We start from the raw sequence: 10,469 nt of genomic DNA, 5'->3' as shown, positions 1-10,469 counted from the left end.
GACACGATGGGAATTTTCTCCCGCACACGAGACATCATCGCCGCCAACATGACCGATTTGCTCGATCGGGCTGAGGATCCCGCGAAGATGATCCGCATGATCATTCTGGAGATGGAGGAAACCCTGGTCGAAGTCCGCGCCTCCGCCGCGCGCCACATTGCGGATCAGAAGGAAATGCGCCGCCAGATCGCGAAGCTCGACGCAGTCCAGCAGGGCTGGATCGAAAAGGCCGAGCTGGCCCTGTCCCGCGACCGCGAGGATCTTGCAAAGGCCGCCTTGGTGGAGAAGCAGAAGACCGCCGATCTCGCCGAGCAGCTGCGCGAAGAGATTGCCGCGATCGACGAGGCGTTGGGCAGTTGCGAGACGGATATCGCCAAGCTGCAGAGCAAGCTGCGCGAAGCCCGCACCCGCCAGAATTCGCTCTCCACCCGCCTGGAATCGGCGGAAAACCGGACTCGTCTGCGGGAGATGTATGCTGGCCAGAAGGTCGAGGACGCCTTCTCGCGCTTCGAGCTGCTCGAGCGCCGGGTCGATTTCGCTGAGGGCCGCGCGGACGCCGCCGGAATGGGCGTGCAGAAGAGCTTGGAGGAAGAGATTGCCGAACTACGTACCGCCGACAAGGTCGATGCCGAACTGGCAGCGCTGAAGGCCCGCGTAGCCGGCTCGCCCGCTCCAGGTCAGGAGGGCTGAGGGAATGGATGAGGCGCCTTTCATCGTCGCGATCGTCGCGATCCTGGCGTTGTTCGTCGGCCTGCCGTGGTTGATCTTCCACTACGTTACGCAGTGGAAGAAGAACGGAACGCTTTCGGTCGAGGATGAGAATTTGCTCGACGAATTGCACGCACTGGCGCGGCGTCTGGACGATCGCATGAATACGATCGAACGCATCGTCGCTGCCGACAGCCCGAGCTTTCGGCCAGACCTGCGCGACGAACGCAACGCGATTGAAGAGGATTTCGAACTGTCCCGCTCATCCGAGCGGCCCACCCGCACCCGCCGGCGCGAGCATTGAGCCACCGCGCATCATTCAAGGGGAGTTAGATCAATGACACCGCGCCGCACACGCTTCTACCTCGACAAGCAGAATGGAAAGTTCCTGGGCGTCTGCTCCGGAATCGCCGACTATACCGGCATCGATGTTCTGCTCGTTCGGGTTGGCTTCGTGCTCTTGAACTTCGCCACCGGGTTTTTCGGTGGGTTCGGGATAATTGCCTACTTCCTGGTTGCCTGGCTGGCCGAGAGCAAGCCGCGCGAACTGGATTACGAAGATCGGGAAGACCGCAAATTCTGGCAGAAGGTGCGCGCACGGCCGAGCAATTCAATCCGCGACGTCCGCGCCAGCTTCCGCGACATCGATCGCCGCCTGGCCGACGTAGAAACGCACGTCACCAGCCAGAACCGCCGGCTCGCCGACGAGATCGAGGCGCTGCGCTAATCTGATCCAGCCGCGAGGGGTACATCATGGAAAAGGTTTTTATCCTCCAAGATCTGGCACCGCTGCTCGTCGCAATCGTGATGATCGGTACCGTCGGCTGGGTGATTACCACCTGGCTCAGGGTCAAGAACGGCTATCCGCTGGAAGGTAGCTGGGGGCAGGCTGTTTACCCTAAGACGGACGCGGAGGCGACGGAGCGGATGAAGCTGCTCACGTCCGAGAACGCCCAGCTCCGCGCCGAGCTCGGTTCGGTCAAGGACCGGCTGGCAACAATCGAACGGATCGTCACCGACCGCAGCTACAGCCTCAATCATGAGATCGAGCAGCTGCGCGGCCCAACCAATTAAGGACGCAGGTTATGACTAACCCTCTCCTCATTCCGATCCTCGGCATCAGCTGCGGCCTGCTGGCGATCTTCGGCGGCGTGTTCATCCGGCCCTGGTTCCAGTTGCAGCAGCGCAAGATGGAGCTTGAGGCGCAGATGGTGGCCGAAAAGGCGGCCCAATATGCCGCCCATACCGACCGCCTGGAACAGCGCGTCGCCGTCCTGGAGCGCATCCTCACCGATCGATCGACGCAACTGGGCGAAGAGATCGAACGGCTGCGTGACGCACCGATCAACTGAAGCAGGCTAATCTGCGAGGAGAATTTTAATGAACGGTGAGATGATCATCGTGATCGTCCTGATCGTTGCGATCGCCGGCGTGCTTAAGGCCAGATATGGCGCCGTCCGCACCGAGCGCGGCAACGCCGATGTTTTCGTCGGCAACCAGCGGAATACTGCCGACGCCGAACGGCTGCACGGTGAGATCCGCCAGCTAAAAGATCGCATCGCGGTGCTGGAACGCATCGTCACCGACGGCGATCGCAATCGCGGCATTGCGCTGGAGCGCGAAATCGAAGCGCTCCGCACGGACAAGGAGTTTCGGCCATGACCGAACCGTTGATGTGGACCATGATCAGTGCCGTCAGCTTTGCCGGCTTGGTGGTGATTACCCTGGCGGCACTCAAGGGGTGGCGCGAGTGGATCGGCTTGCAGCGCCTGTCGATACAGGGTCGCGCCGGAGCGGCCGAACCGGCCGGTGGTGCAACCGGCTCCGCCGCCCGGATCGAACTGGCCGATCTGCGCGAGCGCGTCCGCAAGCTAGAGGCAATTGCCGCTGGGGTGGACCTTTAAATCCAGCACGTATTCTCGATCGTCGATTGCGCGAGATGAAGATGAACAAAAGGTTATCTTCGGTTCACGCAACTCTCACGCTTTGGTTCCGTTCTGTTGTTTATCGACAGAGAGGAATTTCATGAACAAGTTCATTTTGGCTGCAGCGCTGACGGCACTCGCCGTTCCTGCGGCAAGCCCGGCAATGGCCCAGAATAATTGGGGTCAGCAGGATAATGGCCGCTACAATGATCGCCGGGATGACAACCGACGCGATAATGATCGCCGCGACAATGACCGGCGCGGCAATAACGGCCGCAACGATCGGGGCGATTGGCGCGCCGGCAGCCGTTACGACTATAATCGCCCCGACCCCCGCTATGGTGGCTATGACGCGTCGCGCTATTATCGTGCCAACGGCAGCTACAAGGAACGTCGTCTCGGCCGCAACGATCGCGTGTATCGCGGCAACGATGGCCGCTATTATTGCCGGCGCAATGACGGCACGACCGGCCTGATCATCGGCGGCGTACTGGGCGGACTGCTTGGCAACACGCTGGCGAACGGGCGTTCGACCACGCTGGCAACGGTTCTCGGCGCGGGTGGCGGCGCCCTGCTCGGCAAATCGGTCGATCGTGGTAACGTGCGCTGCCGTTAAGCTTAACGGACTGATTACGGTCGCGTAAGAGTCCGTTCAGTTGGGGCCGGGTATTTGCCTTTGGTGGGTGCCCGGCACCGTCTAAACAGGAGAAATTATGCGTCGATTGATTATTGCCGGTGTCTTGGCCGCCTTGGCACCGATAGCGGTAGCGGCGCCCGCATCCGCCCAGAGCCGCTCCGATCAGCAGCGTTGGGACCAGGCCCAGCAGCGCTATCAATCCGAATTCAGCCGGTATCTCGCAGAGCGGGATCGCTATAATGAGCTGCGGTTGATGTCGCGGCAGGACAGCTATGGCGGCAATTATCCCGACGACGACCGCTACGATCCCAATTACGATCCGTCGCGCTATTACCGCAGCGGACCGCAATATCAGGAACGTGTGCTCGCCAGCGACGACCGCGTCTATCGCGGCAATGACGGACAATATTATTGCAAGCGTTCGGATGGCACGACCGGCCTGATCGCAGGCGGTGCCGCCGGCGGCATCTTGGGCAATGTCATCGACGGTGGCCATTCGCGCACCGCGGGTACACTGATCGGGGCCGCAATCGGCGCGCTCGCCGGCAAGGCGGTCGATCAGAACAATTCGCAGCTGCGCTGCCGCTAACCACTTTACCCGTCGGTCGTTAACGACCGGCGGGTATTGCTTTCAGTTTGGCGCTGGAGATGTGCCAGCGACGTTGCGCCGCGGTGGCGCCGTCTACATCGTTTACGCGCCGAAGCGTGTAAACGCCGGCGAAGCGCTGGCGCCCCCCGCCTTTCAGCCCTGCATCCACGCGGACATGGACGTCGGCATATAAGCTGCCGGCCGCGCCCTCCACGGTGACGGGCGGAACGGGCGTAAGCTTTACCCAGGCCGTCTTGGCATAGCCCCGCCGAAACTGGGCCAGACTATGCCCCCCGCTCCACAAGGCGTGCGCAGCGGCATAATCATGATGCTGGATGGCCGCGTAATAATCCTGCACGACCTGCACCGCCGCCGCAGCCGAGCGGTCCTGCGCCGACACGGTCGACGCAGACGTCGCGAGCAAGAGCGCCGCGATCATCATCAGAAAATACCGCCGCCCAGGAACAGTCGCAGCACGGCCACGGCCAGCACGATCAGGTTCAGATTGCGTCCGGCCTTGCCGTAAGCGAGCGATCCGATGATCGCGCCGACGACCGGCAGCGGCAGGATGAACCAGTTCGCCCAACCGAGCAAAGGCAGCAGAGCCAGCAAAACGGGAACGATCGAAATGATGCCGATCGCCAGTGAAATCAGATTCAGCATGGGCAAACTCCTCTGCCGCTATATGGGGGGTTTACCGCTGTATTGCCAGCACAACACAGCGGCCGTATCCAGTTCCCCGACACGAAAGAAGCGGACCAATATCGATGCGCATCGAACTGACGCTGCTGGGCCTGACGCTTCTGCTGGCGCTGGCCCAGATCATGATCGCGGGAAGCCTGCGGACGCGGCAATATGGTGGCAAGTGGAATAGGGGCGCGCGCGATGAGACGATGCCGCCGCTCGATCCGCTGCCCGCACGCATGCTGCGGGCCCAGGCGAATTTGTTCGAAACCTTGCCGTTGTTCATCGGCGCCATTCTCGCCGCCGCAATTGCCGGGCGGCTGGGCCATAAGACCGAGATCGGCGCGTGGCTCTATTTCCTCGGCCGACTGGCGTATGTGCCGCTTTATGCCGCCGGAACGCCGGTCGTGCGCACCATCGTCTGGGCGGTGGCAACGCTCGGTCTGCTCCTGATCCTGGCCGGCCTGCTGATCGGCTAGCCGCGCGGGCATGCAGCGGCTACAGCACCGACCATGCCTCCCCTTCTTCTTGTCATGATCGGCGGCGCGATCGGCGCCGGCTTCCGCTATCAGGTCGGCAATGCCGCGCTGCGTAACCTTGGCCCGGGCTTTCCGTGGGGAACCTGGATCGTCAACCTGCTGGGCGCCTTGCTGATGGGGATCCTGGCCGGCCTGCTGGCGCGCCAATTCTCCCCCGCCGATGGCGAGCCGCTGCGCCTGTTCATCGGCGTCGGTGTGCTGGGTGGTTTCACGACCTTCTCGGCCTTCAGCCTGGAGGCGGTGAACATGCTGCTGCGCGGGCAGATTGTTTTGGCCGTGGCCTACGCCGTCTCCTCCGTCGCGGGATCGATCATGATGTTGTTAGTTGGCCTGTTCGCAACGCGGGCAATCGCATGAGCGAGGTTATTCAGGACGCGCGCAACTTCATCGTTGCGGATGACGATGACGGCATCCGGCTGGATCGCTGGTTTCGCCGTCATCTGCCGGACGCAAGCTTCAACATCGTGTCGCGCTGGGCACGGACCGGCCAGTTGCGGGTGGATGGCAAGCGCGTGGCGCCCGGCGATCATATCGCCGCCGGGCAGACCATCCGTGTCCCACCACTGGAAGCCGCGCCCGCTGCCAAGGCGAAACCCAAGAAGGAACGCGTCGCGCTAAGCGCGGAAGATCAGGAACTGATCGAGTCGATGGTCCTGCACAAGGATCGCGCCGCGATCGTCCTCAACAAGCCGCCCGGCCTTGCGACGCAGGGCGGTACCAAGACCGAGCACCATGTCGATGGCCTGCTCGACGGCATCCAATATGAGGCCGAGGGCCGGCCGAAACTGGTCCATCGGCTCGACAAGGATACGTCGGGCGTATTGCTGGTTGCGCGCTCGTCGGGCGCAGCGGCGCATTTCTCCAAAGCCTTCTCCAGCCGCACGGCGCGCAAGCTCTATTGGGCGCTGGTGGTGGGCGTGCCGTCGATCGAGGACGGCATGGTCGAACTGCCGATCGCCAAACAGCCCGGCACGGGGGGCGAGAAGATGCATGTCAGCCTGAAGGAAGGCGCACCGGCCCGGACACGCTATCGCGTGATCGAGCGCGCGGGCAATACGACGGCCTGGGTACAGCTGGAACCCTATACGGGCCGAACGCATCAGTTGCGCGTGCATATGGCGGCGATCGGCCATCCGATCGTCGGCGACGGCAAATATGGCGGCCAGGAAGCCTTCCTGACCGGCGGGATCAGCCGTAAAATGCATCTTCATGCGCGCCGCTTGCGGGTCGACCACCCCGACGGCAGCAAGCTGGATGTGACCGCGGATCTGCCGCGTCACTTCGTCGAGAGCCTGGCCCATCTTGGCTTCGATCCGGAGCTGGGCGACGCCGTGCCGTTCGATCCGCCCAAGTTTAGCGAGACCGCGGAAGGCAAGAAGAAGGCAATCGGCGCGGCGGCCAAGGCGCGCCGCAAGGACCGAAAGGGAGAACGCCGATCGCGGGGATCGCGGTGACCCATCCCAGCCCCAGATTCGCCTGGACGGACGAAGCCGCGATGCGCGCGTTCGTGCGCCAACACGCCTTTGCCCAGATCGTCGCCCTGGTGGAGGGTCGGTTGATCAGCGCGCAGGCCCCCCTCACCTTTTGCGCCGCCGATTTGCCCGCCTTCCATCTTGGGCTCGGTAACCCGCTGACCAGGAAACTGGATGGCGCACCGGTTCTGGCCAGCATCATCGGCACCCAATTTTACGTCAGCCCGGACTGGTACGGTACGGTGGATCAGGTCCCGACCTGGAATTACCGGCTGGTCGAAATCGAAGGCGTGGCACGACGTCTCGATGCCGTGGAGACACGCGAGCAACTGGATCGCCTGAGTGCCGATCAGGAAGCGCTTTTGGCGCCGAAACCGGCCTGGACGACCGGCAAGATGGATCAGCGCACGCTCGCCGCCCTGGAACGGGGGATTGCGGGCTTCGTGATCGACGGCCCGTCCTTTCGCGGTGTCGCGAAGCTGGGCCAGAATAAGAGCGATGCCGAGGCTGCGGGCGCGATCGAAGCATTGCGGGCGATCGGCCGGCAGGACGGCGCGGCTGAAATGGCGGCTGCCCGATGAACCGGCTCGCCTTGTTCGATTGCGACGGCACGTTGGTCGATTCCCAGGCCACCATCTGCCACGCCATGCAATTGGGCTTTACGGCGAACGGCCTGTCCCCGCCGGACGACAGCGCCACGCGCGCGATCATCGGCCTTTCCCTGCTGGAGGCGATGGCGGCGCTCCATCCCGGGGGAGATGCGGTCGCCCATGATGCGCTGTCGCAGGCCTACAAGGCCGCTTTCTTCGATCTTCGTACGCGGGGACTGGCCGATGAGCCCTTATATGACGGCATCGCCCAGGCGATCGCGGGACTGGAGGCGCAGGGCTGGCTCCTCGGCGTGGCCACCGGAAAATCCGATCGCGGTCTCAAGCATATTTTGGAACATCACGGCCTGCATCCACGCTTCGTGACGTTGCAGACGGCCGACCGCCATCCTTCGAAGCCGGACCCGTCGATGGTGTATCAGGCGATGGCCGATGCCGGCGCTACACCCGAAACCACGGCGATGATCGGGGACACCAGTTTCGATATGCAGATGGCAAAGGCGGCAGGATGCGCCGCGATCGGCGTGGCCTGGGGCTATCATGACCGCCAGACCCTGCTGGACAATGGCGCCGACGTGGTAGCGGAACATCCGTCTGCCTTGATCGCAATCTTGGATGCGCTGCGGTGAAGCGCTTTTATACCGATGTGTCGGTGGTGGATGGCGCGATCCTGCTCGACGGGCGGCCGGTGAAAACCCCGGCACGCGCCGCATTGACGATCCCCTACCCCGCGCTTGCGACGGAAGTGGGCGCGGAATGGCGCGCGCAGGGCGACGTGATCGATCCCCGCTCGATGCCCTTGACCGGGCTTAGCAACGCCGCGATCGACCGCGTCGCGCCCGATCCCTCGGCCTTCGCGCAAACCCTGGCGGCCTATGGCGAAAGCGATCTGCTTTGCTATCGCGCCGATGCGCCGCCCGCGTTGATCGAGCGCCAGCATGCGGCATGGGACCCCCTGCTCGAATGGGCGACAGCGCGGTACGACATCCACTTCATTGTCGCGACGGGCATCGTTCACGTCGCCCAGCCGCCCGCGACGGTGCAAAGACTGGGCGAAGCGCTGGCAGCGCGCGACATATTTGCCCTGACAGCCATGCATCCTCTCATCACGCTGGGCGGCTCGCTCGTCACTGCGCTTGCGCTGGCGGAGTCGGCCGTGGGCGCCGAGGCCGCCTTCGACCTGACCCACCTCGACGAGCTGTGGCAGGCAGAGCGTTGGGGCGAGGATCACCTTGCGGCCGAAACCCGCGCCGCCCGTCGGCGTGACTTTATGGCCGCAGCCAGACTGCTTACGTTGCTGTGAGGCGGCGGCGAATGGCGTTTTGCGCGAAGGGCCGGTAACGGCCGCATCATGGAAGTCTCCGATCTTCGCGTGGCCCTGTTCTCGGGCAACTATAATTATGTGCGCGATGGCGCCAACCAGGCGCTGAACCGGCTGGCGGGCTATTTGCAGAATCAGGGCGCGAAGGTCCGCATCTATAGCCCGAAGAGCAAGACACCTGCGTTTCCATCGACCGGCAAGGTGGTGGGGATTCCCGCCATCCCGTTTCCGGGCCGCACCGAATATCGCGTGCCCCTGGGAATTCCACCTAAGATCCAGCGTGATCTGAAGGAGTTCAACGCGAGCATCTTTCACGTCGCGATTCCCGAATTCCTGGGGCACCGCGCCGTGACGCTGGCGCGTGCCTGGGACATTCCGGTGGTGGCATCGGTCCATACGCGCTTCGAGACCTATCCCCGTTATTACGGCCTCGCCTTCATGGAGCCGATGGTCGAGGGCGTCCTCCGCCGCTTCTACCGCCGCTGCGACGCGATTTTCGCGCCGTCGGAATCGATGGCGCAAGTGCTGCGCGAGCAGCGGATGAGCTATGACGTCGGCATCTGGTCGCGCGGTGTCGACACGGACATCTTTTCACCCGCCCGGCGTGACATGGCATGGCGGCGAAGCCTGGGCATTGCCGACGACGAACCGGTGATCGGCTTCATCGGCCGCGTCGTCATGGAAAAGGGGCTGGACGTCTTTGCCGAGACGATCGACCTGCTGCGGCGGCGCAACGTACGCGCCCGCGTGCTGGTGATCGGCGACGGGCCGGCACGCCCCTGGTTCGAAAGCCGCCTGCCCGCCAATGCCGTCTTCGTCGGCTTTCAGCGCGGCGAGGATCTCGGTCGCGCAGTCGCATCGTCCGACATCTTGCTCAATCCCAGCGTCACCGAAACCTTCGGCAACGTCACGCTGGAGGCGATGGCGTGCGGCCTGCCCGTTGTCGCTGCCCGCGCCACGGGCAGCCTCAGCCTGGTCGAAGATGGCGTGACCGGCCGGTTGATCCGTCCGGGCGCGAATGAACAATTTGCCCAGGCTCTGCAGCTTTATTGCGAGGATCTGGATGCGCGCGCAGCCGCCGGCGCGGCGGGACGCGCCGTCAGCGAACGCTATTCGTGGGATGCGGTGAACCACGCGCTGATCGAAGGCTATCTGCGCGTCATCCGACACCGCCAGGCGGGTGGCCAGCCGGTAAGCCGGCCGCGCTGATCAGCGCGCCGCGGCCGCCATTTCGCGGTTGCGCAGGATCGCCGCGGTCAGCGTGTCACGCAGCAGCGGGACGAGGCCTTCCGGCTCATCCAATATGTCGAGCCCGCGCCGCGTGCTGCCGCCTGGGCTAGCCACGCGATCGGCAAGCGCGCGCGGACTCTCGTCCCCGGCCGATGCCAGGGCGGCCGATCCGGTGACGGTGGCCAGCGCCATCCGCGCCGCCTGATCCGCCGGCAACCCGGCGTCGGCCGCCGCCTCTGCCAACGCATCGATGAAACGAAAAAGGAAGGCCGGCCCCGAGCCCGCCAGAGCCGTGACGATATCGAACAATCCCTCGTCCGACCATTCGACCAGACCCAGCGGCGCCATCAACGCTTCGGCCCGCGCCCGCGCGCCATCGTCCACCGTGTCGCTGGCCAGCGCGACCACGCCCTGGCCGATCGCAACGGGCGTGTTCGGCATCGCCCGCACGATCGTGTGGGGCGTCGGGAATCGCCGTCGCAGCGCGGAAAGCTCAACCCCCGCCAGAATGGAGATCAGTAAGGTCTCTGGCGCCAGCATCGGCGCAAGGTCGGGCGCCACCAGATCCAGCAGCTGCGGCTTCACGCCCAGGATCACCAGCGCCGGAACGGGGCCGTCCGCCGGCAAGGCCTGGACGACATCGATGCCGTCTGCAACGGCCGCACCCGACGGGCGGATCACCGTGACCGAGCGCGGATCGAGACCCCCATCCAGCCAGCCCCGCAGCATCGCGCCCGCCATATTGCCGCAGCCGAC

The 10,469-nt window shown here is 64.2% G+C and carries 19 protein-coding genes; 16 read left to right on the top strand and 3 right to left on the bottom strand.

Annotation, left to right across the window (positions count from 1 at the left end; genetic code table 11):
* Window positions 1–6: 6 nt before the first annotated feature.
* From pspA to ACSBM8_RS05670, 9 genes are all read left to right on the top strand, one after another.
* Window positions 7–690, top strand: a complete 684-nt coding sequence (gene pspA / locus ACSBM8_RS05710) for a phage shock protein PspA (protein ID WP_442680691.1) — start codon at window positions 7–9, stop codon at window positions 688–690.
* Window positions 691–694: 4 nt separating this feature from the next.
* Window positions 695–1,012: an envelope stress response membrane protein PspB gene (pspB, locus tag ACSBM8_RS05705; protein ID WP_442680690.1), complete on the top strand. Its 318-nt coding sequence runs from the start codon at window positions 695–697 to the stop codon at window positions 1,010–1,012.
* Window positions 1,013–1,045: 33 nt separating this feature from the next.
* Window positions 1,046–1,435: an envelope stress response membrane protein PspC gene (pspC, locus tag ACSBM8_RS05700; protein WP_442680689.1), complete on the top strand. Its 390-nt coding sequence runs from the start codon at window positions 1,046–1,048 to the stop codon at window positions 1,433–1,435.
* 80 nt (window positions 1,436–1,515) lie between these two features.
* Window positions 1,516–1,782: a hypothetical protein gene (locus tag ACSBM8_RS05695; RefSeq protein ID WP_442681494.1), complete on the top strand. Its 267-nt coding sequence runs from the start codon at window positions 1,516–1,518 to the stop codon at window positions 1,780–1,782.
* 11 nt (window positions 1,783–1,793) lie between these two features.
* Window positions 1,794–2,060 carry a hypothetical protein gene (locus ACSBM8_RS05690; RefSeq protein ID WP_442680688.1) on the top strand — a complete coding sequence of 89 codons (267 nt, stop codon included), beginning with the start codon at window positions 1,794–1,796 and terminating at the stop codon, window positions 2,058–2,060.
* Window positions 2,061–2,100: 40 nt separating this feature from the next.
* Window positions 2,101–2,370, top strand: a complete 270-nt coding sequence (locus tag ACSBM8_RS05685) for a hypothetical protein (RefSeq protein ID WP_442680687.1) — start codon at window positions 2,101–2,103, stop codon at window positions 2,368–2,370.
* Window positions 2,367–2,612: a hypothetical protein gene (locus ACSBM8_RS05680; protein ID WP_442680686.1), complete on the top strand. Its 246-nt coding sequence runs from the start codon at window positions 2,367–2,369 to the stop codon at window positions 2,610–2,612. Before ACSBM8_RS05685 ends, ACSBM8_RS05680 begins: the two co-directional genes overlap by 4 nt.
* Before the next feature lie 121 nt (window positions 2,613–2,733).
* On the top strand, window positions 2,734–3,249 hold the full coding sequence (locus tag ACSBM8_RS05675; RefSeq protein ID WP_442680685.1) for a glycine zipper 2TM domain-containing protein: 516 nt from the start codon (window positions 2,734–2,736) through the stop codon (window positions 3,247–3,249).
* A 97-nt stretch (window positions 3,250–3,346) separates the two neighbouring features.
* On the top strand, window positions 3,347–3,859 hold the full coding sequence (locus ACSBM8_RS05670) for a glycine zipper 2TM domain-containing protein (protein ID WP_442680684.1): 513 nt from the start codon (window positions 3,347–3,349) through the stop codon (window positions 3,857–3,859).
* A 19-nt stretch (window positions 3,860–3,878) separates the two neighbouring features.
* On the opposite strand, the gene ACSBM8_RS05665 is transcribed toward ACSBM8_RS05670, so the two are convergent.
* Complete coding sequence (locus ACSBM8_RS05665) at window positions 3,879–4,301, bottom strand: hypothetical protein (RefSeq protein WP_442680683.1); 423 nt, start codon at window positions 4,299–4,301, stop codon at window positions 3,879–3,881.
* The gene (locus ACSBM8_RS05660; RefSeq protein WP_442680682.1) at window positions 4,301–4,522 is read right to left on the bottom strand and encodes a hypothetical protein; all 222 of its coding nucleotides are present in this window, start codon (window positions 4,520–4,522) and stop codon (window positions 4,301–4,303) included. Before ACSBM8_RS05660 ends, ACSBM8_RS05665 begins: the two co-directional genes overlap by 1 nt.
* A gap of 104 nt (window positions 4,523–4,626) precedes the next feature.
* Here ACSBM8_RS05660 and ACSBM8_RS05655 point away from each other — a divergent pair, with 104 nt between their 5' ends.
* Genes ACSBM8_RS05655 through ACSBM8_RS05625 form a run of 7 tightly spaced genes read left to right on the top strand, consistent with a single transcriptional unit; the run spans window position 4,627 to window position 9,692 of the window.
* Window positions 4,627–5,022, top strand: coding sequence for an MAPEG family protein (locus ACSBM8_RS05655; protein ID WP_442680681.1), 396 nt, complete (start codon window positions 4,627–4,629; stop codon window positions 5,020–5,022).
* 33 nt (window positions 5,023–5,055) lie between these two features.
* Window positions 5,056–5,439 (top strand): fluoride efflux transporter CrcB, encoded by a 384-nt coding sequence (gene crcB, locus ACSBM8_RS05650; protein WP_442680680.1) that lies wholly within the window; start codon window positions 5,056–5,058, stop codon window positions 5,437–5,439.
* Window positions 5,436–6,536, top strand: a complete 1,101-nt coding sequence (locus tag ACSBM8_RS05645; protein WP_442680679.1) for an RluA family pseudouridine synthase — start codon at window positions 5,436–5,438, stop codon at window positions 6,534–6,536. Before crcB ends, ACSBM8_RS05645 begins: the two co-directional genes overlap by 4 nt.
* The gene (locus ACSBM8_RS05640) at window positions 6,533–7,135 is read left to right on the top strand and encodes an FMN-binding negative transcriptional regulator (protein ID WP_442680678.1); all 603 of its coding nucleotides are present in this window, start codon (window positions 6,533–6,535) and stop codon (window positions 7,133–7,135) included. Before ACSBM8_RS05645 ends, ACSBM8_RS05640 begins: the two co-directional genes overlap by 4 nt.
* Window positions 7,132–7,791 (top strand): HAD-IA family hydrolase, encoded by a 660-nt coding sequence (locus ACSBM8_RS05635; protein ID WP_442680677.1) that lies wholly within the window; start codon window positions 7,132–7,134, stop codon window positions 7,789–7,791. Before ACSBM8_RS05640 ends, ACSBM8_RS05635 begins: the two co-directional genes overlap by 4 nt.
* Window positions 7,788–8,465 carry an ATP12 family chaperone protein gene (locus tag ACSBM8_RS05630; protein ID WP_442680676.1) on the top strand — a complete coding sequence of 226 codons (678 nt, stop codon included), beginning with the start codon at window positions 7,788–7,790 and terminating at the stop codon, window positions 8,463–8,465. Before ACSBM8_RS05635 ends, ACSBM8_RS05630 begins: the two co-directional genes overlap by 4 nt.
* Before the next feature lie 48 nt (window positions 8,466–8,513).
* Window positions 8,514–9,692: a glycosyltransferase family 4 protein gene (locus tag ACSBM8_RS05625; protein WP_442680675.1), complete on the top strand. Its 1,179-nt coding sequence runs from the start codon at window positions 8,514–8,516 to the stop codon at window positions 9,690–9,692.
* On the opposite strand, the gene ACSBM8_RS05620 is transcribed toward ACSBM8_RS05625, so the two are convergent.
* Window positions 9,693–10,454: a pyrroline-5-carboxylate reductase family protein gene (locus tag ACSBM8_RS05620; protein ID WP_442681493.1), complete on the bottom strand. Its 762-nt coding sequence runs from the start codon at window positions 10,452–10,454 to the stop codon at window positions 9,693–9,695.
* Between the last annotated feature and the right edge of the window lie 15 nt (window positions 10,455–10,469).

The organism is Sphingomonas sp. ASY06-1R (assembly GCF_052180265.1).
GTDB lineage: Bacteria > Pseudomonadota > Alphaproteobacteria > Sphingomonadales > Sphingomonadaceae > Sphingomonas_I.
The sequence above is the reverse complement of the archived record's forward strand: the minus strand, read 5'-3'. Positions and strand labels throughout refer to the sequence as shown.

Coding starts and splice junctions, on each gene's coding strand:
- pspA (WP_442680691.1), top strand. CDS start 7: ATGGGAATTTTCTCCCGCACACGAGACATCATCGCCGCCAACATGACC.
- pspB (WP_442680690.1), top strand. CDS start 695: ATGGATGAGGCGCCTTTCATCGTCGCGATCGTCGCGATCCTGGCGTTG.
- pspC (WP_442680689.1), top strand. CDS start 1,046: ATGACACCGCGCCGCACACGCTTCTACCTCGACAAGCAGAATGGAAAG.
- ACSBM8_RS05695 (WP_442681494.1), top strand. CDS start 1,516: ATGATCGGTACCGTCGGCTGGGTGATTACCACCTGGCTCAGGGTCAAG.
- ACSBM8_RS05690 (WP_442680688.1), top strand. CDS start 1,794: ATGACTAACCCTCTCCTCATTCCGATCCTCGGCATCAGCTGCGGCCTG.
- ACSBM8_RS05685 (WP_442680687.1), top strand. CDS start 2,101: ATGATCATCGTGATCGTCCTGATCGTTGCGATCGCCGGCGTGCTTAAG.
- ACSBM8_RS05680 (WP_442680686.1), top strand. CDS start 2,367: ATGACCGAACCGTTGATGTGGACCATGATCAGTGCCGTCAGCTTTGCC.
- ACSBM8_RS05675 (WP_442680685.1), top strand. CDS start 2,734: ATGAACAAGTTCATTTTGGCTGCAGCGCTGACGGCACTCGCCGTTCCT.
- ACSBM8_RS05670 (WP_442680684.1), top strand. CDS start 3,347: ATGCGTCGATTGATTATTGCCGGTGTCTTGGCCGCCTTGGCACCGATA.
- ACSBM8_RS05665 (WP_442680683.1), bottom strand. CDS start 4,301: ATGATGATCGCGGCGCTCTTGCTCGCGACGTCTGCGTCGACCGTGTCG.
- ACSBM8_RS05660 (WP_442680682.1), bottom strand. CDS start 4,522: ATGCTGAATCTGATTTCACTGGCGATCGGCATCATTTCGATCGTTCCC.
- ACSBM8_RS05655 (WP_442680681.1), top strand. CDS start 4,627: ATGCGCATCGAACTGACGCTGCTGGGCCTGACGCTTCTGCTGGCGCTG.
- crcB (WP_442680680.1), top strand. CDS start 5,056: ATGCCTCCCCTTCTTCTTGTCATGATCGGCGGCGCGATCGGCGCCGGC.
- ACSBM8_RS05645 (WP_442680679.1), top strand. CDS start 5,436: ATGAGCGAGGTTATTCAGGACGCGCGCAACTTCATCGTTGCGGATGAC.
- ACSBM8_RS05635 (WP_442680677.1), top strand. CDS start 7,132: ATGAACCGGCTCGCCTTGTTCGATTGCGACGGCACGTTGGTCGATTCC.
- ACSBM8_RS05625 (WP_442680675.1), top strand. CDS start 8,514: ATGGAAGTCTCCGATCTTCGCGTGGCCCTGTTCTCGGGCAACTATAAT.
- ACSBM8_RS05620 (WP_442681493.1), bottom strand. CDS start 10,454: ATGGCGGGCGCGATGCTGCGGGGCTGGCTGGATGGGGGTCTCGATCCG.